Origin of the sequence: Subdoligranulum variabile (genome assembly GCF_025152575.1) — a bacterium.
Classification (GTDB): domain Bacteria; phylum Bacillota; class Clostridia; order Oscillospirales; family Ruminococcaceae; genus Gemmiger; species Gemmiger variabilis.
In genome coordinates this window covers 510,505-531,722 of the sequence record NZ_CP102293.1, presented here as the reverse complement: position 1 = coordinate 531,722, position 21,218 = coordinate 510,505, and the positions used below count along the sequence as shown (strand labels likewise).

Annotated in this window: 36 protein-coding genes; all 36 read left to right on the top strand. The window is 58.7% G+C overall.

Annotated elements, in window-relative coordinates; translation table 11 throughout:
- The first annotated feature begins 3 nt into the window (after positions 1–3).
- The 36 genes from NQ490_RS02730 (at position 4) to murD (ending at position 21,212) form a co-directional block, all read left to right on the top strand.
- Positions 4–1,083, top strand: a complete 1,080-nt coding sequence (locus NQ490_RS02730) for a WG repeat-containing protein (protein WP_040917789.1) — start codon at positions 4–6, stop codon at positions 1,081–1,083.
- Between the two features lie 73 nt (positions 1,084–1,156).
- Entirely contained in the window at positions 1,157–2,128 is a 972-nt protein-coding gene (locus tag NQ490_RS02725; protein WP_007047298.1) for a hypothetical protein, read from the top strand.
- A gap of 446 nt (positions 2,129–2,574) precedes the next feature.
- Positions 2,575–2,886 carry a 30S ribosomal protein S10 gene (gene rpsJ / locus NQ490_RS02720; RefSeq protein ID WP_007047297.1) on the top strand — a complete coding sequence of 104 codons (312 nt, stop codon included), beginning with the start codon at positions 2,575–2,577 and terminating at the stop codon, positions 2,884–2,886.
- Between the two features lie 163 nt (positions 2,887–3,049).
- Entirely contained in the window at positions 3,050–3,682 is a 633-nt protein-coding gene (gene rplC / locus NQ490_RS02715) for a 50S ribosomal protein L3 (protein ID WP_007047296.1), read from the top strand.
- Positions 3,683–3,696: 14 nt separating this feature from the next.
- Complete coding sequence (gene rplD / locus NQ490_RS02710) at positions 3,697–4,317, top strand: 50S ribosomal protein L4 (protein WP_007047295.1); 621 nt, start codon at positions 3,697–3,699, stop codon at positions 4,315–4,317.
- On the top strand, positions 4,317–4,610 hold the full coding sequence (gene rplW, locus NQ490_RS02705; protein WP_007047294.1) for a 50S ribosomal protein L23: 294 nt from the start codon (positions 4,317–4,319) through the stop codon (positions 4,608–4,610). The genes rplD and rplW overlap by 1 nt, the downstream gene beginning before the upstream one ends.
- Positions 4,611–4,712: 102 nt before the next feature.
- Positions 4,713–5,543: a 50S ribosomal protein L2 gene (gene rplB / locus NQ490_RS02700; RefSeq protein ID WP_007047293.1), complete on the top strand. Its 831-nt coding sequence runs from the start codon at positions 4,713–4,715 to the stop codon at positions 5,541–5,543.
- A 16-nt stretch (positions 5,544–5,559) separates the two neighbouring features.
- Positions 5,560–5,835 (top strand): 30S ribosomal protein S19, encoded by a 276-nt coding sequence (rpsS, locus tag NQ490_RS02695; protein ID WP_007047292.1) that lies wholly within the window; start codon positions 5,560–5,562, stop codon positions 5,833–5,835.
- 17 nt (positions 5,836–5,852) lie between these two features.
- Complete coding sequence (gene rplV / locus NQ490_RS02690; protein WP_007047291.1) at positions 5,853–6,188, top strand: 50S ribosomal protein L22; 336 nt, start codon at positions 5,853–5,855, stop codon at positions 6,186–6,188.
- Between the two features lie 12 nt (positions 6,189–6,200).
- A complete protein-coding gene (rpsC, locus tag NQ490_RS02685; protein WP_007047290.1) occupies positions 6,201–6,905 on the top strand; it encodes a 30S ribosomal protein S3 in 705 nt (234 codons plus the stop codon).
- Positions 6,905–7,345, top strand: a complete 441-nt coding sequence (rplP, locus tag NQ490_RS02680; RefSeq protein WP_007047289.1) for a 50S ribosomal protein L16 — start codon at positions 6,905–6,907, stop codon at positions 7,343–7,345. Before rpsC ends, rplP begins: the two co-directional genes overlap by 1 nt.
- The gene (gene rpmC / locus NQ490_RS02675; RefSeq protein WP_007047288.1) at positions 7,342–7,539 is read left to right on the top strand and encodes a 50S ribosomal protein L29; all 198 of its coding nucleotides are present in this window, start codon (positions 7,342–7,344) and stop codon (positions 7,537–7,539) included. Before rplP ends, rpmC begins: the two co-directional genes overlap by 4 nt.
- Before the next feature lie 15 nt (positions 7,540–7,554).
- Positions 7,555–7,809, top strand: a complete 255-nt coding sequence (gene rpsQ, locus NQ490_RS02670; protein ID WP_007047287.1) for a 30S ribosomal protein S17 — start codon at positions 7,555–7,557, stop codon at positions 7,807–7,809.
- A gap of 33 nt (positions 7,810–7,842) precedes the next feature.
- Positions 7,843–8,211 (top strand): 50S ribosomal protein L14, encoded by a 369-nt coding sequence (gene rplN, locus NQ490_RS02665; protein ID WP_007047286.1) that lies wholly within the window; start codon positions 7,843–7,845, stop codon positions 8,209–8,211.
- Positions 8,212–8,227: 16 nt separating this feature from the next.
- Positions 8,228–8,542 (top strand): 50S ribosomal protein L24, encoded by a 315-nt coding sequence (rplX, locus tag NQ490_RS02660; RefSeq protein WP_007047285.1) that lies wholly within the window; start codon positions 8,228–8,230, stop codon positions 8,540–8,542.
- Between the two features lie 14 nt (positions 8,543–8,556).
- Complete coding sequence (gene rplE / locus NQ490_RS02655; protein ID WP_007047284.1) at positions 8,557–9,096, top strand: 50S ribosomal protein L5; 540 nt, start codon at positions 8,557–8,559, stop codon at positions 9,094–9,096.
- A 14-nt stretch (positions 9,097–9,110) separates the two neighbouring features.
- Positions 9,111–9,296, top strand: coding sequence for a type Z 30S ribosomal protein S14 (locus NQ490_RS02650; RefSeq protein WP_040917788.1), 186 nt, complete (start codon positions 9,111–9,113; stop codon positions 9,294–9,296).
- A gap of 68 nt (positions 9,297–9,364) precedes the next feature.
- A complete protein-coding gene (gene rpsH / locus NQ490_RS02645) occupies positions 9,365–9,763 on the top strand; it encodes a 30S ribosomal protein S8 (protein WP_007047282.1) in 399 nt (132 codons plus the stop codon).
- Positions 9,764–9,780: 17 nt separating this feature from the next.
- Positions 9,781–10,329: a 50S ribosomal protein L6 gene (gene rplF, locus NQ490_RS02640; protein WP_007047281.1), complete on the top strand. Its 549-nt coding sequence runs from the start codon at positions 9,781–9,783 to the stop codon at positions 10,327–10,329.
- An 18-nt stretch (positions 10,330–10,347) separates the two neighbouring features.
- Complete coding sequence (rplR, locus tag NQ490_RS02635) at positions 10,348–10,707, top strand: 50S ribosomal protein L18 (RefSeq protein WP_007047280.1); 360 nt, start codon at positions 10,348–10,350, stop codon at positions 10,705–10,707.
- A gap of 18 nt (positions 10,708–10,725) precedes the next feature.
- Positions 10,726–11,229, top strand: a complete 504-nt coding sequence (gene rpsE / locus NQ490_RS02630) for a 30S ribosomal protein S5 (RefSeq protein WP_007047279.1) — start codon at positions 10,726–10,728, stop codon at positions 11,227–11,229.
- A gap of 13 nt (positions 11,230–11,242) precedes the next feature.
- Positions 11,243–11,422, top strand: a complete 180-nt coding sequence (rpmD, locus tag NQ490_RS02625) for a 50S ribosomal protein L30 (RefSeq protein WP_007047278.1) — start codon at positions 11,243–11,245, stop codon at positions 11,420–11,422.
- Between the two features lie 17 nt (positions 11,423–11,439).
- A complete protein-coding gene (gene rplO / locus NQ490_RS02620) occupies positions 11,440–11,877 on the top strand; it encodes a 50S ribosomal protein L15 (RefSeq protein WP_040917787.1) in 438 nt (145 codons plus the stop codon).
- Position 11,878: 1 nt separating this feature from the next.
- The gene (secY, locus tag NQ490_RS02615; protein WP_007047276.1) at positions 11,879–13,183 is read left to right on the top strand and encodes a preprotein translocase subunit SecY; all 1,305 of its coding nucleotides are present in this window, start codon (positions 11,879–11,881) and stop codon (positions 13,181–13,183) included.
- 15 nt (positions 13,184–13,198) lie between these two features.
- A complete protein-coding gene (locus NQ490_RS02610) occupies positions 13,199–13,831 on the top strand; it encodes an adenylate kinase (protein ID WP_007047275.1) in 633 nt (210 codons plus the stop codon).
- 7 nt (positions 13,832–13,838) lie between these two features.
- Positions 13,839–14,612, top strand: coding sequence for a type I methionyl aminopeptidase (map, locus tag NQ490_RS02605; protein WP_007047274.1), 774 nt, complete (start codon positions 13,839–13,841; stop codon positions 14,610–14,612).
- The gene (locus tag NQ490_RS02600) at positions 14,600–14,851 is read left to right on the top strand and encodes a KOW domain-containing RNA-binding protein (protein ID WP_007047273.1); all 252 of its coding nucleotides are present in this window, start codon (positions 14,600–14,602) and stop codon (positions 14,849–14,851) included. The genes map and NQ490_RS02600 overlap by 13 nt, the downstream gene beginning before the upstream one ends.
- 26 nt (positions 14,852–14,877) lie before the next feature.
- Positions 14,878–15,114: a translation initiation factor IF-1 gene (infA, locus tag NQ490_RS02595; RefSeq protein WP_007047272.1), complete on the top strand. Its 237-nt coding sequence runs from the start codon at positions 14,878–14,880 to the stop codon at positions 15,112–15,114.
- Between the two features lie 39 nt (positions 15,115–15,153).
- Entirely contained in the window at positions 15,154–15,267 is a 114-nt protein-coding gene (gene rpmJ, locus NQ490_RS02590; protein ID WP_040917785.1) for a 50S ribosomal protein L36, read from the top strand.
- 113 nt (positions 15,268–15,380) lie between these two features.
- A complete protein-coding gene (gene rpsM, locus NQ490_RS02585) occupies positions 15,381–15,752 on the top strand; it encodes a 30S ribosomal protein S13 (protein ID WP_007047270.1) in 372 nt (123 codons plus the stop codon).
- 14 nt (positions 15,753–15,766) lie between these two features.
- Positions 15,767–16,171, top strand: coding sequence for a 30S ribosomal protein S11 (rpsK, locus tag NQ490_RS02580; RefSeq protein ID WP_007047269.1), 405 nt, complete (start codon positions 15,767–15,769; stop codon positions 16,169–16,171).
- A gap of 20 nt (positions 16,172–16,191) precedes the next feature.
- Positions 16,192–16,794, top strand: coding sequence for a 30S ribosomal protein S4 (rpsD, locus tag NQ490_RS02575; protein WP_007047268.1), 603 nt, complete (start codon positions 16,192–16,194; stop codon positions 16,792–16,794).
- A gap of 75 nt (positions 16,795–16,869) precedes the next feature.
- Entirely contained in the window at positions 16,870–17,829 is a 960-nt protein-coding gene (locus tag NQ490_RS02570; protein WP_007047267.1) for a DNA-directed RNA polymerase subunit alpha, read from the top strand.
- A 43-nt stretch (positions 17,830–17,872) separates the two neighbouring features.
- Complete coding sequence (rplQ, locus tag NQ490_RS02565) at positions 17,873–18,214, top strand: 50S ribosomal protein L17 (protein WP_007047266.1); 342 nt, start codon at positions 17,873–17,875, stop codon at positions 18,212–18,214.
- Positions 18,215–18,533: 319 nt separating this feature from the next.
- Positions 18,534–19,703, top strand: a complete 1,170-nt coding sequence (locus NQ490_RS02560; protein ID WP_040917782.1) for a ribose-phosphate pyrophosphokinase — start codon at positions 18,534–18,536, stop codon at positions 19,701–19,703.
- Between the two features lie 111 nt (positions 19,704–19,814).
- Positions 19,815–21,212, top strand: a complete 1,398-nt coding sequence (murD, locus tag NQ490_RS02555; RefSeq protein ID WP_007047263.1) for a UDP-N-acetylmuramoyl-L-alanine--D-glutamate ligase — start codon at positions 19,815–19,817, stop codon at positions 21,210–21,212.
- Positions 21,213–21,218 lie beyond the last annotated feature (6 nt).

Genomic DNA, 21,218 nt, shown 5'->3' with positions numbered 1-21,218 from the left:
TTTATGAGACGTATTCTGCCTGTTTTACTGTCGGCGGCTCTGCTGACCGGCTGCAACGCGGCTGTGCCTTCCGCGGCAACATCGGAAGCCGCGCAAACTCCGGCGCCATCGGAGACTCCCACGGTGACTCCCGCCGCCACCCCGGAACCGGGTCTGCCCTATGAAGAAATCCGCACCCCGGTATGTTACGATTCTGCGCCCGCCCGTCCCTGTGAGGGATACTTCACCATGGAGCAGAACGGTCTGTGGGGGCTGATGCGTGCCGACGGGACAGAGCTACTGCCCTGCAAAGCCGCTTCACCGGTGAGCCAGTGCGGTGCGGCGGGACATTGGATCTGGTTTGCTTCCCTCGGCGCTGAGAAATTCGACGAATACGCAGCCCACCTGGAGGCTTCGGGGGACGGCACTCTCTGCGGAGGACATGGCGGCCTCAGCAACAGTTTCTTTTACAATCTGGACGCGCCGGGGCTGGACCGATCAGGCGCTGATCTGACGGGGCTGTACTGTTATCGTCTCAGTGAACAGGGGCAGGTGATCCCTATGCAGGAAATTCCACTGGCGGATCAGCTGTGGGATCTCTATGGAGATTTGCTGCCGGTCTACAGCGCTCATCTGGAAGGCGGGGCGGGGGATCCAGCGTGGCCCGGCCCGCTGGTGGAAAGCGCTTGTGGCGATGGGGCGCCGATCAAATGGTGGTACATAAGCCGCCAGGGGTATGCCAACTTTACGCCCGACTTGGATCAGGCCGGGTGGTTTTTCGATGAAGCACTGGCTCCCGTGGAAACGCAGGGGCATTGGGCCTACCTGGACCGGGAAGGAAACTTGGTTACCGAAGCGGTCTATGATCCGGTCTGCGACACTGCGCGGGATCAAACCACCGGTGAGGTGAAGCCGGATGCCGCCTGGGCTGCCCATATGCAAAACGGCTATGCTGTGGTGCGCCAGGGGGATGCCTGGGGCCTGCTGGATGACACCGGCGCCGAGGTGATTCCTTGTGAGAAAGCGGGGGTGGCCTGGGAGGGGAGCACCCTCTGGGTCAAGGAAGACGGCGGCTGGGTGCGTACGGAACCACCCACAGCGTGAACAATACGTATAAAATAAGGACTTAATACGAATTGTATATTGCAAATGGCGCTGTATCGATGAGGAGGGCTGCATGAAAAGAGCCTTGTATCTTGTACCTCCGCTGTGTCTGCTGCTGTCGGCCTGCGCAGCCGCCGATGCGCCTGCCGCGGCTTCCTCTTCGGGAGCGGCGCTCACGGAGCGTCCGGCTGCCACGCCGGAAGAAGCTGGTGTCGGTTGGGAAGAACAGATCGACATCGACGAGGATTATACTGCCTGCCTGCGGGATGGAACGCCCTTTCCGCAGCAGACCCTGCCGCTTTATTATAAAGGAAACTGGTGGGGAAAGACCTGGGCGCAGCTGGCGGAGGAAACCGGCTTTGCAGAGTCTGATCTTCGGGCACTGAATCCGAAGGTGGAGGAAGGAAGCGGCGGGGTGTTGGCCGGCAACACGGCGGACCTGCTGCTCTCCGAAGCCTATGCCATCCCCCGGACGGAGGAGGCCCTGGTCACAATCACGGTCCCCTCCATGCCGGAAGCGTATCAGGAATGCAGCTATCAGGTACCGGCTTCGCTGCCCCGCAGTGCCGCCACAGTGCTGGCCCTGGCCTATTACAATGCAGAGGCAGAAGGGCAGGGGGTTACCTGTGAACCCGCGGAGATCAGAGACTATCGCCAGGTGATGGACGGCGTCCGTTTTACCACCTTCTCCGGGGCGGAACGCTATTTTTCCACGATCTATACGGAAAATGCCCTGCAAATGCTGGTGGAGCCCCGGCCCTGGCGCGGCGATGCTCCCGCCGCCTACTATGCGGAAGGGGACGGGAATGTGCTTCTCATCCAGGGGTATCCCTTCGATTCCCTCATCCCGCAATCCGGCTACACCCATACTGAACCGGAAATGCAGCCCGACGGCAGCCTGAAATTTGCGGGAATCTGTGTGGTTGTGACCGATGAGGCGGGGGAACCGCTGCCCGAAGGGGCGGGAAGGCTCTATTATGCGCCCACCGTGCTGGCGGAGACCAAGGATGGCTGGCGGGTGGAAACTGCAGATCCGCCGTTCTGAGGCAAAGAACATCTTCTTTCGGCAAAACGCAGAATTTTTTCAAAAAAATTTAGAAAATCGCCCAAAAAACACTTGCAACGCCGGGAAACGTGTGCTATAATCATTCTCGGCTGCGAAAGGCTTGGGCGGAATGTCACAAGCGTTCTGCGCAAGCCGCGATATGCGTTGATGCGGGAGGTTGCCGTCCGCCGATAGGCAGACGGGTTTTTCCGCGGAGTATGTCCGATCTTAGAACCGGGCGAAAGAATTACGGAAACAAAGGGATATGTACGGCGCTGCATTCTGCGGCACGGACCAATGTTCGACTGACTTTGTGATGATTCTTTCCGGGAGAACTGTATGTAAACGGTTCACCGGATTTTGTCATGCGAGAAGGTTGAACGCCCGGAAACGTGTGTGATTTATCGGCTCGCCTAAGGCACAAATTTTATTAGGAGGCGAAAGCAATGGCAGTCAAAGAGAAAATCAGAATTCGTTTGAAGAGCTATGATGCATCCCTGATCGATGCTGCGGCACAGAAGATCGTGGAGACCGCGAAGCGCACCGGCGCCCGCGTGTCCGGCCCGATCCCCCTGCCCACCGACAAGGAGATCGTCACGATCCTGCGCGCTGTCCACAAGTACAAGGACAGCCGTGAGCAGTTCGAGACCCGCACCCATAAGCGTCTGATCGACATTCTGAAGCCGTCCAACAAGACGGTGGAGGCTCTCATGAGCCTGCAGCTCCCCGCGGGCGTTGACATCGAGATCAAGCTGTGATCGAACCTCTTACATTATAATAGCCGGTACGCGCAGCCGTGATCTGCGAACCGCCGGCACCCGATGTAAGAATCGAGAGCAACCATCTCGCTGTGAACAAACAGCGGAGAGGTCATGTTGATGGGAAACCACCAACCAATAACCTTTACAGGAGGACAAAACAATGCAAAAAGGTATCATCGGCAAGAAGCTGGGCATGACCCAGCTGTTCGACGCCAACGGCAAGGTCGTTCCGGTCACCATCATTGAGGCCGGCCCCTGCACCGTCGTGCAGAAGAAGACCGTCGAGTCCGACGGTTACCAGGCCGTCCAGATGGGCTACGGCGAAGTGAGCGCCAAGAAGGTCAACAAGGCCGCCAAGGGTCACTTCGACAAGGCTGACGTCGCCCCCAAGCGCACCCTGCGTGAGTTCCGTTTCGATGACATCGCCAGCCTGAACGTGGGCGACATCCTCAAGGCGGACGTCTTCGCTGAGGGCGACAAGGTCGACGTGGTCGGCACCAGCAAGGGCAAGGGCTACCAGGGCGTTATCAAGCGCTTCGGCCAGCATCGCCTGCGCGAGAGTCACGGAACCGGCCCCGTTGCCCGTCATGCCGGTTCTAACGGTTCCACTTCCACCCCGTCCCGCGTGTTCAAGGGCAAGCGTCTGCCCGGCCACATGGGCGCTGTGCGTGTGACCGTGCAGAACCTGAGCGTCGTCAAGGTCGACGCTGAGAATAATCTCATCGCCATCAAGGGTGCGATCCCCGGCCCCAAGGGCTCGGTCGTGACCATCCACGACAGCGTGAAAGCGTAAAGGAGGAAAACACAATGGCACAGTTTGATGTCGTCGATATGAACGGCAAGAAGGTTTCCACCGTTGAGCTTTCCGACGCCGTGTTCGGGATCACCCCGAACGAGAAGGCTGTCCACGAGGCAGTCGTCAACTTCCTGGCCAACCAGCGCCAGGGCACCCAGAACACCAAGATCCGCAAGGAAGTCCGCGGCGGCGGCAAGAAGCCTTGGCGCCAGAAGGGCACCGGCCATGCTCGCCAGGGTTCTATCCGCGCTCCGCAGTGGACCCACGGTGGCGTTGCCCTCGGCCCCAAGCCCCGCAGCTACTACTACACCATCAACAAGAAGGTCAAGCGCCTGGCTCTGCTCAGTGCTCTGTCTGACAAGGCTGCCAACGGCAACCTGATCATCGTCGACAAGATCGCCGCCGATGCGTACAAGACCAAGACCGTGGTTGCTTTCCTGGCTGCTGTGGGCGCCGGCAAGAAGAACCTGATCGTCAACGACGCTCTGGATGAGAAGTTCGTCAAGAGCGCTGCCAACATCCCCGGTGTCAAGACCGCCGCGACCGGCGTCAACACCTACGACGTGGTCAACGCCGACAAGCTGATCCTCAGCGTGGACGCCGCCAAGAAACTTGAGGAGGTATATGCGTGATGAAATTCGCACAGGACATCGTTCTCGCCCCCGTCATCACCGAGAACTCCATGGCTGGTCTGGCCGATAAGAAGTACACCTTCAAGGTTGCCACCGACGCCACCAAGATCGACATCGCCAAGGCGGTGGAAGAACTGTTCGGCGTCAAGGTCGCCAAGGTCAACACCATTTCGGTGCGCGGCCGTTATCGCCGCCAGGGCATGCATGCCGGTTACACCGCCAAGAGCAAGAAGGCGATCGTGACCCTGACTCCCGACTCCAAGGAGATCGAGTTCTTCAACAGCATGGTCTGATGACCCCGGCAGGTCTCCTGCCGTTCAGAACCCCGCCGAGGGGTTCGCTTATGGGGATATGACCCCGATAAAAATTCATAAGATAACAATAAGGAGAACATCATGGCTATTAAAAAGTACAAGCCGACTACCCCCGGCCGCCGTGGCATGACTGTTACCGATTACAGCGTGCTGTCCAAGGTGGAGCCGGAGCGCAGCCTGCTCGAGTCCAAGAAAAAGCATGCCGGCCGCAACAACACCGGCAAGATCACCGTCCGTCATCATGGCGGCGGCAACCGCGTCAAGTACCGTGTCATCGACTTCAAGCGCAACAAGTTTGATGTCCCCGCCACCGTCAAGACGCTGGAATACGATCCCAACCGTTCCGCCTTCATCGCTCTGGTGGAGTACGAGGACGGCGTCAAGAGCTACATCCTGGCTCCCGATGGCCTGAAGGTCGGCGACAAGATCATGGCCGGCCCCAACGCCGATATCAAGCCCGGCAACGCTCTGCCTTTCGAGAACATCCCCGTGGGTACCATGATCCACAACATCGAGCTCTACCCCGGCAAGGGCGGCCAGCTGGTCCGTTCCGCTGGCGTCATGGCTCAGCTGATGGCCAAGGAGAATGGTTACGCGCTGGTCCGTCTGCCCTCCGGTGAGATGCGCAACGTTCGTCTGAACTGCATCGCCACCATTGGTGTGGTTTCCAACCTGGACCACGAGAACGTCAACCTGGGCAAGGCCGGCCGCAAGCGCCACATGGGCGTCCGTCCCGGCAGCCGTGGTTCCGTCATGAACCCCTGCGATCACCCGCACGGCGGTGGCGAAGGCCGCGCTCCGGTTGGTCATTCCAGCCCGCGTACTCCGTGGGGCAAGCCCGCTCTGGGCCTGAAGACCCGCAAACACAAGGCTCGCAGCGACAAGTTCATCGTCAAGCGCGCCAATGGCTAAGGGAGGTAATTGAACAATGTCTAGAAGCACCAAGAAGGGCCCTTACGTTCTGCCTTCCCTGATGAAAAAGGTCGAGGCCATGAACGAGAGCGGCAAGAAGAGCGTCGTGAAGACCTGGAGCCGTTCCTCCACCATCTTCCCCGAGTTCGTCGGTCACACCTTCGCCGTCCATGACGGCCGCAAGCATGTGCCCGTGTACGTTACCGAGGACATGGTCGGTCACAAGCTGGGTGAGTTTGCTCCCACCCGCAAGTTCACCGGCCACGGCGGCGGCAAGACCGCCGGCAAATAAGAGAGGAGGAACATCGAATGGAAGCACGGGCAATTCTCCGTTACGCCCGCATTAGTCCCCGCAAGGTTTCGATCGTGATGGACCTCATCCGTAACAAACCCCTGGACGAAGCGCTGGCTATCCTGCAGTACACCCCGAAGGCCGCCTGCGAGCCCCTTCTCAAACTGGTGAACTCTGCTGCCGCAAACGCGGAAAACAACTTCAACATGGACCGCAACAACCTGTACGTTGCAGAATGCTATGTCTGCCCCGGCCCCACCCTCAAGCGCATTATGCCGCGCGCCCAGGGCCGTGCGTACCGCATCCTCAAGCGCACCAGCCACATGACTGTTGTGCTGAAAGAGAAAGAGTAAGGAGGTAAACAAATGGGCCAGAAAGTCAATCCCCACGGCATGCGCGTGGGTGTAATTAAAGATTGGGACAGCCGCTGGTTTACCTCTAAGCAGGCATTCGGCGACACCCTGGTCGAGGATCACAAGATCCGCAAGACCCTGAAGAAGCAGCTGTACGCTGCCGGCGTTCCCAAGATCGAAATCGAGCGTACCGTCGACAGCCAGACCGGTGCTCCCCGCGTGAAGGTCAACGTCTTCTGCGCGAAGCCGGGCATCGTGATCGGCAAGGGCGGCGCTGAGAGCGCCAAGCTCGAGAAGCAGCTTGCCAAGCTCACCGGCAAGGCTGTGAACCTGAACATCATCGAAGTCAAGGGCACCACCACCAATGCTCAGCTGGTTGCTGAGGATGTTGCTTCCCAGCTGGAGCGCCGCATCGCGTTCCGCCGCGCCATGAAGCAGGCCATCCGCAACGCCATGCAGCCCCGTGACCGCAGCGCTACGCCGGCCAAGGGTATCAAGGTGACCTGCTCCGGCCGTCTGGCCGGTGCCGATATCGCCCGCACCGAGAGCTACCATGAGGGCACCATCCCCCTGCAGACTCTGCGCGCCGACATCGACTACGGCTTCGCCGAGGCCAACACCACCTATGGTAAGGTTGGCGTCAAGGTTTGGATCTACAAAGGCGAGATCCTGAAGGGCGCCAAAGCCCCCGCCAAGAAGGAAGGAGGCAAACAGTAATGTTACTGCCGAAACGTGTTAAGTACCGCCGCGTCCAGCGCGGCCGCATGACCGGCAAGGCCATGCGCGGCAACAAGGTGAATCAGGGCGATTACGGCCTGATCGCACTGGAGCCGGCCTGGATCACCTCCAACCAGATCGAGGCGGCCCGTGTTGCCATGACCCGTTATATCAAGCGTGGCGGCAAGGTCTGGATCAAGATCTTCCCCGACAAGCCTGTTACCGAGAAGCCGGCCGGCACCCGAATGGGTTCCGGTAAAGGCAGCCCGGAGTACTGGGTAGCCGTTGTCAAGCCGGGCCGCGTGCTCTTCGAGCTGGCTGATGTCAGCGAGGAGACCGCCCGCGAGGCCCTGCGTCTGGCCAGCCACAAGCTGCCGGTCCGCTGCAAATTCGTCAAGCGCGAGGAGCTTGACACTGTAAAGGAGGGTGACGCTGAATGAAAGCCACTGAACTGCGCGAAATGACCGATGTCGAGCTGAACAAGCAGCTCAAGGACCTGAAGGCCGAACTCTTCAACCTGCGCTTTCAGCACGCCATCAACCAGTTGGACAACCCCATTCGGATCGAGACCGTGAAGAAGGACATCGCCCGTGTGATGACCGTCCTGGCCGAGAAGAATGCGAAAAACGCGTAAGAGGGAGGGTAAAACATGGAACGTAATCTGAGAAAGACCCGTGTGGGCACCGTTGTCTCCGACAAGATGGACAAGACCATCGTCGTCGCCGTCAAGGACAGCGTCCAGCACCCTCTGTACAAGAAGATCTTGAAGCGCACCAAGAAGTTCAAGGCCCATGACGAGAACAACGAAGCCGGCATCGGCGACCGCGTCGAGATCATGGAGACCCGTAAACTCTCCAAGGACGTCAACTGGCGCCTGGTCAAGATCATCGAGAAAGCGAAATAATCAGCCTGGTACTTTGAAAGGAGGACCTGAAAGATGGTTCAGATGCAAACTTATCTCAAAGTGGCCGACAATACCGGTGCCAAGGAGTTAATGTGCTTCCGTGTACTGGGCGGTACCCGCAAGAGATACGCAAACATCGGTGACATCGTGGTTTGCAGCGTCAAGAAGGCTGCTCCCGGTGGTACCGTGAAGAAGGGCGACGTGGTCAAGGCCGTCATCGTCCGTAGCAAGCACGGCCTGCGCCGTGACGACGGTTCCTACATCCGTTTCGATGAGAACGCCGCCGTCATCGTCATGGCCGACAAGAGCCCCAAGGGCACTCGTATCTTTGGACCTGTGGCGCGTGAACTGCGCGACGCTGGCTTCACCAAGATCCTGAGCCTGGCTCCCGAATCGCTGTAAGGAGGTTTTAATAAGAATGAACAATCTTCATGTTAAAACCGGCGACAACGTCATGATCATCTCCGGCAAGGATAAGGGCAAGACCGGCAAGGTCCTGCAGACTTCCCCGAAAGAGGGCAAGGTCATCGTCGAGGGCCTGAACATGGTCACCAAGCACGTCAAGCCTCGCCGTCAGGGTGAGCAGGGCGGCATTGTCAAGGCCGAGGGCGCTATCTACGCCTGCAAGGTGCAGCCTGTCTGCCCCAAGTGCGGCAAGCCCACCCGCGTTGCCCATTCCGTCAAGGACGGCAAGAACGTCCGCGTTTGCCGCAAGTGCGGCGCTGAACTGTAAGGGAGGAGTACACAATGGCACGTTTGAAAGAACAGTATGTCAACGAGATCGCTCCGGCCCTGAACAAGAAGTTCGGCTACAAGAGCGTTATGCAGATCCCCAAGCTGGATAAGGTCATCATCAATGTTGCCGCCGGCGAAGCCAAAGAGAACGCCAAGGTCATCGATGCCATCATCGCCGACCTGGGCCAGATCACTGGTCAGAAGGCCGTCGTCTGCAAGGCCAAGAAGAGCGTTGCAAACTTCAAGCTGCGCCAGGGCATGCCCATCGGCGCCAAGGTCACCCTGCGTGGTGAGCGTATGTACGAGTTCGTGGATCGCCTGTTCAATGTGGCGCTGCCCCGTGTTCGCGACTTCCGCGGCATCAACGGCAACTCCTTCGACGGCCGCGGCAACTACGCCTTCGGCCTGAAGGAACAGATCATCTTCCCCGAGATCGACTTCGACAAGGTCGACGCGATCCGCGGCATGGACATCTGCTTCGTCACCACCGCCAAGACCGACGAGGAAGCCAAGGAGCTGCTGAAGGCTCTGGGCGCTCCGTTCGCTAACTAAGGGAGGGAACCAACATGGCAAAAACTTCTATGAAGCTCAAGCAGCAGCGTCCCGCCAAGTTCTCGACCCGCGCTTACAACCGCTGCAAGATCTGCGGCCGTCCCCATGCTTACCTGCGCAAGTACGGTGTTTGCCGTATCTGCTTCCGTGAGCTGGCTTACAAGGGCGAGATCCCCGGCGTCAAGAAGGCTTCCTGGTAAGCCCTTGATTGCTTCTGTCTGAACGAAAATCAACACTTTGAGAAACACAACCTAAGGAGGTTAGTGGCATGCAAATCACCGATCCCATCGCGGACCTGCTTACCCGCATCCGCAACGCGAGCACTGCCAAACACCCTTCCGTGGATATCCCTGCTTCCAACCTGAAGAAGGCGATCTGCCAGATCCTGGTTGACGAGGGTTACATCAAGGGTATGAAAGTGACCGAGGACAACAAGCAGGGGACCATCACCCTGACCCTCAAGTACCAGGAAAATGGTACGCCGGTTATCGCCGGCCTGAAGCGCGTTTCCAAGCCGGGCCTGCGTATTTACACCAACTGCGAAGATATGCCCAAGGTCATGAAGGGCCTGGGCACCGCGATCATCTCCACCTCTAAAGGCGTCATGACCGACAAGGCTGCCCGTGCTGCTCACGTCGGCGGTGAAGTCCTCGCCTTTGTGTGGTAAGAAAGGGGCAATAGACAATGTCGAGAATTGGAAGAAAACCCATCGTCATTCCCGCGGGTGTGGAAGTCAAGGTCGACGCGGCCGAGCACGCCATCACCGTGAAGGGCCCCAAGGGTACCCTGCATTCCAAATACCATCCCCTCATGAACGTCAACGTTGAGGGCAATGAGATTTTGGTTACCCGCCCCAATGACGAGAAGGAGGCCCGCAGCCTCCACGGCCTGACCCGCACCATCATCCACAACATGGTGGTCGGTGTTACCGAAGGCTTCAAGAAAGACCTGGAGATCCAGGGCGTCGGCTACCGTGCTGCCAAGCAGGGCAACAAGCTGGTCCTGACGCTGGGCTTCTCTCACCCCGTTGAGGTGGAGGAGACCGACACCATCAAGATCGAACTGAAAGACGCGCTGCACTTCAGCATCGTCGGTATCGACAAGCAGGAAGTCGGTCAGTTTGCCGCCGAAGTCCGCGGCAAGCGCCCGCCCGAGCCGTACAAGGGCAAGGGTATCCGCTATGTTGGCGAGTATGTCATCCGCAAGGAAGGCAAAGCCGGCAAGGGTAAATAATAGGAGAGGAGAAACATTATGGTCAATAAGGCTGATAAGAACGAAGCTCGTCTTCGCCGTCACCGCCGCGTCCGCGGCAAGATCAGCGGCACCGCCGAGCGTCCCCGTCTGGATGTTTTCCGCTCTGCCAAGCACATCTACGCCCAGGTTATCGATGATACCAAGGGTGTCACCCTGGCCAGCGCGTCCAGCATGGACAAAGATTTCAACGCTTACGGCGGCAACATTGAGGCTGCCAAGAAGGTTGGCGAGGCCATCGCCAAGAAGTGCCTCGAGAAGGGCATTACCGAAGTGGTCTACGACCGCGGCGGTTTCGTCTACCAGGGCCGTGTGCAGGCGCTTGCTGAGGGCGCCCGCGAAGCCGGCCTGAAACTGTAAGAGGAGGGAGAAGATACAATGGCCATGCAGAGAAGAGAACAAGATGACGGCATGATCACCAAGGTCGTCTCCATCAACCGCGTTTCCAAGACCGTCAAGGGTGGCCGCGTCATGAAGTTTGCCGCGCTGATCGTCGTCGGCGACGGCAAGGGCAACATCGGCTACGGCGTCGGCAAGTCCGGCGAAGTTCCCGAGGCCATCCGCAAGGGCGAGGGCGCTGCCAAGAAGAACATGCGCAAGGTTTGCATGAAGGGCAGCACCATTCCCCACGAGATCGTTGGTGAGTTTGGCGCCGGCCGCGTTCTGATGCGTCCCGCCGCTCCCGGTACCGGCGTTCTGGCCGGTGGTCCCGTCCGTGCGGTGCTCGAGTGCGCCGGCATCAAGGACATTCGTGCCAAGAGCCTGCGCTCCAATAACCCCATCAACGTCACTGCTGCCACCTTCGCAGGTCTGTGCGGCCTGACCGACGCCGAGAGCGTCGCGGCCAAGCGCGGCAAGACCGTTGCCGAGATCCTGGGTTAAGGAGGGTACTACAATGGAAAAGGTTACCATTCGTCTCGCCAAGAGCCTGATCGGCCGCGGCAAAGAGCAGATCGCCGTTGCGCACTCTCTGGGCCTGAACCGTCCCGGTGAGGTTACCGAGCAGCCTGACAACGCGGCTACCCAGGGCAAGATCGCCAAGATCTCCCACCTGGTCGTCGTGACCAAGGCGTAATGCAAGGAGGTGCAAGCATGAAACTTCATGAACTGAAAGCGTCCGCTGGCGCCCGCAAGGCCGTGACCCGCAAGGGCCGCGGTGCCGGTTCCGGCAACGGCAAGACCGCTGGCTACGGCCACAAGGGTCAGAAAGCCCGTTCCGGCGTCAAGAAGGCCGGTTTCGAAGGCGGCCAGATGCCTCTGCAGCGTCGTCTGCCGAAGCGCGGTTTCAACAACATTTTCGCGACCAAGTATGTTACCATCAAGGTATCTGACCTCGAGAAGTTCGAGGCCGGCGCGACCGTCGATGCCGAGGCCCTGCTGAAGGCCGGCATCATCTCCAAGACGCTGGACGGCGTCAAGGTGCTGGGCAATGGCGAGCTGACCAAGGCTGTCAACGTCAAGGTCGCTGCCTACACTGCCTCTGCCAAAGAAAAAATCGAGAAAGCAGGCGGGAAGGCTGAGGTGATGTAAGGTGTTTGAAACCTTCCGGAATGCCTGGAAGATCGATGATCTTCGCAAACGGCTCCTGTTCACCTTGCTGATCCTCGTTCTGTTCCGTCTGGGCTGCGCGATCCCTGTGCCGTACATCACGGCCAGCGCGCTGTCCTCCATGTTCGCCGGCGGCACCGGTGATATGCTGGAGTACCTGAACATGATGTCCGGCGGCGCCCTGAGCGAGTGCACAATCTTCGCTCTGGGTGTGCAGCCCGCCATCAACGCCTCCATTATCATGCAGCTGCTGGCAGTAGCCATTCCGTACCTGGAAAACCTCACCAAGGAAGGGGAGGAAGGGCAACGCAAGATGCGCCGCATCACCAACTACGTGGGCGCGGCCATCGGTCTGATGCTGTCCATCGGCTACTACTTCATCATCCGCAACATGGGCGCACTGAAGTACACCGACGGTTTTGCCGGTATCTTCACGGCCGTGGTCATCATTCTGGCCTTCACCGCCGGTTCGCAGCTCTGCACCTGGCTGGGCAACCAGATTGATTCCAAGGGCATCGGCAACGGTCTTTCGCTGCTGATCTTCGCCGGCATCGTGGCTCGCTGGTCCTCCGTCTACACGGCGGTGACCAATATCGTGGGCCGCGCCCAGAACGGTGAACCCCAGTTCTACTTCTTCCTGCCCGCTCTGCTGGTGCTTGCGCTGGTGGCGGTGATCTTCGTGGTCATTCTGACCAACGCCGAGCGCCGCATCCCCGTGCAGTATGCCAAGCGCGTTGTGGGCCGCAAGATGTACGGCGGCCAGGCCAGCTACATTCCCATCAAGGTCAATATGACCGGTGTTATGCCGATCATCTTCGCCTCGACGCTGTGCAGCCTGCCGGGCCTGATCTTCCGGTTCATCAACCTGGATGCCGCTGCTCATCCGTATTTGTATGCGTTCTTCAGCGCATTCAATTACAACAGCGCGCTCTACCTCATCGTTTATGTCCTGCTGATCGTGGCATTCAACTACTTCTATGTTGCGATTCAGTACAATCCCGTAGATATCGCCAACCAGCTCCGTAAGAATAACGGTACGATTCCCGGTATCCGTCCCGGCAAGCCCACCAGTGATTTCATCACCAAGACCCTGTCCAAGATCACCCTGATCGGTGCGATCTTCCTGGCCATCGTCGCGGGCCTGCCCATCATCCTCGGCAACATCACCGGCACCTCCATCCAGTTGGGTGGTACCAGCCTGCTGATCGTCGTCGGTGTTGCGCTGGAGACCGGCCGTGCGCTGGAAGGTTATATGACCGCCCGTTACCACAAAGGGTTCCTGGAATAAGAAAGGGAATGTGCGATGAAAATGATCCTTTTGGGCGCCCCTGGCGCCGGGAAGGGTACCCAGGCAGAGATCCTCTGCGATAAGCTGGGTATCCCCACCATCTCGACCGGTAACATTCTGCGTGCTGCTGTCAAAGAGGGCACGCCTATGGGCCAAAAGGCGAAGAGCTTTATGGACGCGGGTGCTCTGGTGCCGGACGACGTCATCGTCGGCATCGTGAAGGAGCGCCTGGCGCAGCCCGACTGCGCGAAGGGATTTATCCTGGACGGCATGCCGCGCACCATCGCACAGGGCGAAGCCCTGGAGCAGATGGGCGTGGAGATCGACAAGGTCATCAATCTGGTGGTTGCCGATGAGGCGATCATCCAGCGTATGTCCGGCCGCCGCGTCTGCGCCAACTGCGGTGCAAGCTATCATATCATCAACAAACCCAGCGCCAAAGAGGGCGTGTGTGACCGCTGCGGCGGTGAGCTGGTCATCCGCAAGGACGATGAGCCTGCCACCGTACTGGACCGGCTGAAAGCCTATCACGAGCAGACCGAGCCGCTGGTGGAATTCTACCGGCAGCGCGGCAAGCTCGTCGAGGTTCCCGACCAGGGTTCCATCGAGGCCACCACCGCGTTCCTTCTCAAGCTTTTGGAGGCTTAATTTATCCATGATCCAAATCAAGAATGCCGCTGAACTGGAAAAAATGCGGAAAGCCTGCGCCATCAGCGCGGCTGCATTGAAAGCCGGCGGCGAAGCGATCGAGCCTGGTATCACCACGGCGGAGATCGACAAAATCATCTACGACTTTATCGTGCGCCACGGTGCAAGACCCAACTTCCTGCACCTGTACGGCTTCCCGGCTACGGCGTGCATCAGTGTGAATGACACGGTCATTCACGGTATCCCCAACCGCCAGCAGCAGATCCGCCCCGGCGACATCGTTTCGATCGACACCGGCTGCAAGATCGACGGCTTCAACGGCGACAACGCCTGCACCTACGGATGCGGCAAGCTCGACCTGGAAGCCCAGCGGCTGCTGGATGTGACCAAGGAAAGCCTCCACCGCGGCATTGCCATGGCGCGGGGCGGCAACCGGATCGGGGATATCGGCCATGCGGTCCAGGAGTACGTCGAGGAGAACGGCTTCTCGGTGGTGCGGAGCTTTGTCGGCCACGGCGTCGGCAAGGAACTGCACGAAGACCCCGAAGTGCCGAACTACGGCACCCCCGGACGCGGCCCGCGCCTGGTGCCGGGCATGTGCATCGCCGTCGAACCGATGGTATGCCAGCATAAGTACGCGGTAAAGACGTTAAAGGACGGCTGGACGGTCAAAACCTGTGACGGTGGTCTGGCAGCTCATTTCGAGCACACCCTCGCCATCACAGCGGCCGGTGCCGAGGTCCTGACCCACGGCTGGGAGGAACCCGGATGGACTTTGTAATAGGTCAGCTGGTACGCTCCAAGGCCGGTCGGGACAAGACCCGCACGCTGGCTGTTTTGGCCGTGGACGGGCCGATGCTCTGGCTCGCGGACGGAAACCTGCGCAAGGTAGGGGACCCGAAGCGGAAAAAAGCCAAGCATGTGGCTCCCACGACCACTGTTCTTGCGAACGAGCTTCTGAAAAGCGATCAATCACTCAGTGATGCCATCGCCGCCTACGATGCGGCGCGTGCAGACTGACGGAACCCTTCAAGGAGGCAATCAGCTTGTCTAAAGAAGATGTCATTGAAGTAGAAGGTATCGTACGGGAGGCCATGCCCAACACCGTGTTCAAGGTCGAGCTGCTCAACAAAGAGGGCAAGCCCAACGGCCACACCGTGCTGGCTCACATTTCCGGTAAGCTGCGGACCAACTTCATCCGTATTTTGCCCGGCGACAAAGTCACGATGGAAATGTCACCCTACGACCTGACCAAGGCCCGGATCACCTGGCGTTCCAAGTAAAATTGAATCGCCTTGTGTTTTGAAAAGGAGGTTAACATCATGAAGGTAAAACCTTCCGTGAAACCCATTTGCGAGAAGTGCAAGGTCATCAAGCGCAAAGGTCGCGTGATGGTCATCTGCGCCAATCCGAAGCATAAGCAGCGTCAGGGCTAAAGGTCCGCGGAGCATTCCGCGGAAACCGTACCCAAAACGCTTGGGGGCCAAGTGCGTAGATTCCCGGCGCAGGCCCCGACCAGGACATGGGATGTTATTTATGGAGGTGCTTTATGGCACGTATTGCTGGTGTTGATCTGCCTCGCGAGAAGCGGATCCAGGTTGGTCTGACTTATGTTTACGGTATTGGTCAGTCCACTGCCGACGAGATTCTCGCCGGAACCGGAATTAACCCTGATACCCGCGTCAAGGACCTGACTTCTGACGAGGAAGCCAAGATCCGTGACTACATCGACAAAAACAACATCATGGTAGAGGGCGACCTGCGCCGCAACGTCGCGCTTGACATCAAGCGTCTGACCGAGATCCAGTGCTACCGTGGTGTGCGCCATCGCAAGGGCCTTCCCTGCCGCGGCCAGCGCACCAAGACCAATGCGCGTACCTGCAAAGGTCCCAAGCGCACCGTCGCGAACAAAAAGAAGTAAGGAGGAACTGAGACATGGCTGCTAATAAAGCTACTGCGGCAAAAACCCGCACTAAGAAAAGAGAGCGCAAGAATATCAGCGCCGGTGCTGCTCACATTCAGAGCACGTTCAACAACACCATCGTGACCATCACCGACACTCAGGGCAACACCGTTTCCTGGTGCAGCACTGGTGCGCTGAACTTCCGCGGCTCCCGCAAGAGCACCCCTTACGCTGCGCAGAGCGCCGCTGAGGTTGCCGCCAAGGCCGCCATCGAGCATGGCATGAAGACCGTTGAGGTCTACGTCAAGGGCCCCGGTTCCGGCCGTGAAAGCGCCATCCGCGCCCTGCAGGCAACCGGTCTGGAAGTCACCATGATCCGTGACGTGACTCCCATTCCCCACAATGGCTGCCGCCCGCCCAAACGCCGCCGCGTTTGATTGAAAGGAGAATTTGAGTTATGGCTAAAAATACCCAACCGATCGCCAAGCGTTGCCGTGCTCTCGGCATTTCTCCTGCTGTTATGGGTTACGGCAAGAAGACCACCAATCGTAACCCCGGCGGCCAGATGAGAAAGAAGAAGAGCGAGTACGCCACCCAGCTCAACGAGAAGCAGAAGGTCAAGTTCGTCTACGGTATCCTGGAAAAGCAGTTCCACACCTACTACGAGACCGCGACCCGTATGCCGGGTCAGACCGGTGTCAACCTGCTGGTTCTGGTCGAGCGCCGTCTCGACAACGTCGTCTACCGTCTGGGCTTTGCCAAGACCCGCCGCGACGCTCGTCAGCTGGTTTCCCACAACCATTTCACTGTCAATGGCAAGCGTGTCAACATCCCCTCTTATCTGGTTAAGCCGGGCGATGTGATCGAAGTCATCGAGTCCAGCCGTTCCTCCGTCAAGTTCAGCAAGCTGCTGGGCGAGGACGCTCCCGTCGTGCTGCTGCCCTCCTGGCTGGAGCGCGATAAGAACGCTCTGAAGGGCACCGTCGTCAAGATGCCCGTGCGCGAGGACATCGATGTGCCCATCGCTGAGCACCTCATCGTCGAGTTGTACTCCAAGTAATCCTCTTAGCTTTTTTCTACGATTTTTCCAACCTGACTGGCACTTTCCGGTGCCAGCGAAACAAGGAGGGTTTTTATGATGGAGATCGAACGCCCCAAGATCGAAACGGCCAGCCTTTCCCCGGATGGTCGCTACGGTAAGTTCGTCGTCGAGCCGCTGGAGCGCGGTTTCGGCACGACCTTGGGCAACAGCTTGCGTCGTGTGCTTCTGTCCTCTCTGCCCGGTGTGGCTGTCACCAGCGTCAAGATCGACGGCGTGGTGCATGAGTTTTCCACCATCGAGGGTGTACGTGAGGACGTGACCGAGATCGTCCTGAACCTGAAGGGCATCGCCGCCAAGATCTACGGCGAAAGCCCCAAGACCGTCCGTGTAGAGGCCGTTGGTCCTTGTGAACTCATTGCCGGCTCCATCAAGGGCGGCGATGACCTGGAGATCCTCAACCCCGAGTGGCACATCGCCACCCTGGGCGAGGGTGCCAAGCTGGTCATGGAACTGACCTTTGACAAAGGCCGCGGCTATGTCCCCGCCGAGCGCAACAAACTGGCGCTGATCGAGAAAAACGACATCAGCACCCTGCCCGTCGACAGCATCTATACCCCCGTGCTCAAAGCCAACTACACTGTGGATCACACCCGTGTAGGCCAGATCACCGACTATGACAAGCTCATCATCGAGGTCTGGACGGACGGCACCTGCAATGCGCAGGAAGCCCTGAGCCTGGCGGCCCGCGTGCTGACCGAGCATCTGAACCTGTTTGTGAACCTCTGCGACGAGACCGGCGAGACCGAGATCATGGTCGATAACGACGATCAGGGCCGTGAGAAGGCGCTGGAGATGACGATTGAAGAGCTGGATCTGAGCGTCCGTTCCTTCAACTGCCTGAAGCGCGCCGGCATCAACACGGTGGGCGACCTCATCAACAAGAGCGAAGACGAAATGATGAAGGTTCGCAATCTGGGCCGCAAGAGCCTGGAGGAAGTCATGGCCAAGCTGGACAGCCTTGGTTTCTCTCTGACCAAGGACGACGAAAACTAACCCCCCGCGACACGCGGATACCAAGTATAAGGAGTGAAACGGAATGCCCGGTACCAGAAAACTCGGTCGTACCACCGACAGCCGCAACGCCATGCTGCGCGCGATGGTGACCTATCTGTTTGAGAACGGCAAGATCGAGACCACCGTTACCCGCGCCAAGGAAGTTCGTTCCATGGCCGAGAAGATGGTCACCCTCGGTAAGCAGGAAGATCTGCACGCAAAGCGTCAGGTTTTCTCCTACATCACCAAGGAGGATATCGCCAAGAAGGTCATCGACGAGTACGGCCCCAAGTACGCCGACCGTAACGGCGGCTACACCCGCATCTACAAGATCGGCCCCCGTCGCGGCGATGCTGCCGAGATGGCGATCATCGAACTGGTCTGATCGACTGGATTCAAATCGTACAGCGTTTGCGTAACAGCAAACGCTGTTTTTTTGTCCATTTTTTCCTTTTGGACCTTTAACCGGCACCCTCAAAAACAGGGAAACAGGTCGAATGCAAATTTTTTGTAAAATCCGACAGAATTCTTGCGACAGCCCCTGAACAATCATATTTAAAATGCAGAAAATGCTGATTTTGTCGAAAAACTTGCGTCACAGGGCTGATTTTATCCGGCCGCTGTGCTACAATACTAATAAATGGGGTTGTGTGCCCCTTGAAGACAAATATGAATTTTATGATGGAAGTAAGGAGCAAACACGTATGGCTGAACAAAATCTTGGCCCGCGCGATTTTTTTGCCAAAGAAGATGCAATTGCTGATCTGGGCTTGATCGCCTGCCCTGGTGCCGAAGAACTCTGCAAACTGGTGGATGGTCATCTGGTCCGCTGGGCGCGTGAGGTCGGCATGGATGTGGAGTCGTTCATCATCCCTTCGGATTGCCCGCGTTTTCAGTCCGGTGATGCCAAGGGCCTGGTCAAGGCCTCGACCCGCGGCGACGATCTGTTTATCTTCGTCGATCCGGGCAACTACAGTGTTACCTACCAGCTGTTCGGGTACGAGAATCACCTCTCTCCCGACGATCACTTCCAGAATCTGATGCGTCTGATCCAGGCGGTTTCCGGCCGTGCCCACCGCATCAGCGTCATCATGCCCAGCCTGTACGGCGGCCGCCAGCATCGCCGCGTCAGCCGCGAGAGTCTGGACTGCGCGTTCTCCCTGCAGCAGCTGCGCTCGGTAGGCGTCAAGAATATCATCACCTTTGATGCCCATGACCCCCGCGTTATGAACGCCGTGCCCACCATGAGCTTCGACAACGTGATGCCCACCTATCAGGTGCTCAAGTGCCTGCTGCATCACGTGCCGGAGGTCAGCTTCCACAAGGATCACTTCATGATCGTCTCTCCCGACGAGGGCGCCATGAACCGTAACATGTACTATTCCAGCGTGCTGGGCTGCAACCTGGGTATGTTCTACAAGCGCCGGGACTACAGCCGCGTGGTCAACGGCCGCAACCCCATCGTAGCTCACGAATATCTGGGCGAAAGCGTCAAGGGCAAGGACGTCTTCATCGCTGACGACATCATTGCCTCCGGCGAATCCATGCTGGACATCGCCTATGAGCTGAAGATGCGCGGTGCCCGCAACATCTTCACCTGTGCCACCTTCCCGCTGTTTACCGCCGGCCTGGAGAAGTTTGACAAGGCCTACAACGATGGTATCCTGAAAGCCGTGCTGGGCACCAACCTGACCTACCGCAAGCCCGAACTGCTGGAGCGTGAGTGGTACTACGATGTGGACGTGTCCAAGTACACCGCCTACTTCATCGCTGCCATCAACCACGACAAGAGTGTTTCCAGCATCATCGATCCGATGACCAAGATCCGCGCCCTGCTGGAAAAGCATGGCATTCCCATGGGCGGTCAGGAATAACCCTAAAATGTGATTTCGGCCCGCGCAGGCGGGCCGATTTTGTTGCAGTGGGGCCGGTCCTTGAGTATAATAAGAAAGACGAAAAATTCAACAGCAGGGGAGAGATGTATCATGCTGCCCATTGAACAGTTGCAGGAATTGATCCGCGGCAAGAAAGTTGCCTTTATCGGCGCGGGCGTCAGTCATAAGCGCTGCATTGAACAGTTTGTGGAGCTGGGCGCCAAGGTCACGCTCTGCGACCAGAAAAAGAGTGTGGAGGAGTTCGGCAACTATGCCGAGACGCTTCGCCGCCTGCAGGTGAACCTGAGCCTGGGCGAGCATTACACCGATGGTTTTGCCGGTCAGGATATCATTATGCGTACGCCGGGCTACGAATACTACAAGCCCGAACTGCAGGCCGCCCTGAAAGCCGGTGCCATGGTCACCAGTGAGGTGGAGCTTTTCTTCGAGTTCTGCCCCTGTGAGATCATCGCCGTCACCGGTTCGGACGGTAAGACCACCACGACCACGCTGATCTCCAAGATGATGGAGGCCGCAGGCCGCAAGGTCTTCCTGGGGGGCAATATCGGTGCCGCCCTGCTGCCCCAGCTGGCCGATGTCACGCCGGAGGCTGTAGCGGTGGTGGAATTGTCCAGCTTCCAGCTGATCAGCATGCGCCGCAGCCCCAAGGTGGCGGTGGTCACCAATGTGACGCCCAACCATCTGGATCATCACAAGGATATGCAGGAATACATCGACGCCAAGCGCAACATTCTGCTGTGGCAGGTACCGCCCTGCCGTGCGGTGCTGGGCTATGAGAACGAAATCAGCCGTTCCATGCAGAGCGACTGCAAGGGGGAGCAGGTCTGGTTCACCCGCCTGCATGAGACCGACAACGGGGCGTTCCTGCGCGCCGAGGACGATACGCTCTGCTATGCAGAAAACGGCACCGTCACGCCCGTGGTGGCCCGTTCCGAGGTCAAGCTGCGCGGTCTGCACAACGTGGAGAATCTCCTGGCAGCCATTGCGGCGGTCTGGGGCCGTGTGCCGGTGGAGGCCATGCGCCAGGTAGCTTCCACCTTTACCGGCGTGGAGCACCGCATCGAGCCGGTCCGCACGCTGGACGGGGTGACCTACTACAACGACTCTATCGCCTCCAGCCCCACGCGGACCATTGCCGGGCTGCGCAGCTTCGACCAGAAGATCATCCTTATCGCCGGCGGCTACGACAAGAAGATCCCTTATGAGCCGCTGGCACCGGAGATCCTGGCGCACGTCAAGACGCTGGTGCTGATGGGCGCCACCGCCCCGCGCATTGAAAAGGCCGTACGGGAGCATCCCGACTTCCCGAACAGCGATCTCAAGATCGTCCATGCCGACAACATGCAGGATGCCGTGGAGAAGGCCCGCGCCGCGGCGGTGCCGGGAGATGTGGTCAGCCTTTCGCCCGCCTCCGCCTCCTTTGACCTTTATCCCAACTTTGAAGTTCGGGGCCGCGACTACAAGCGCATCGTCATGGCTCTGCAATAACAGAAT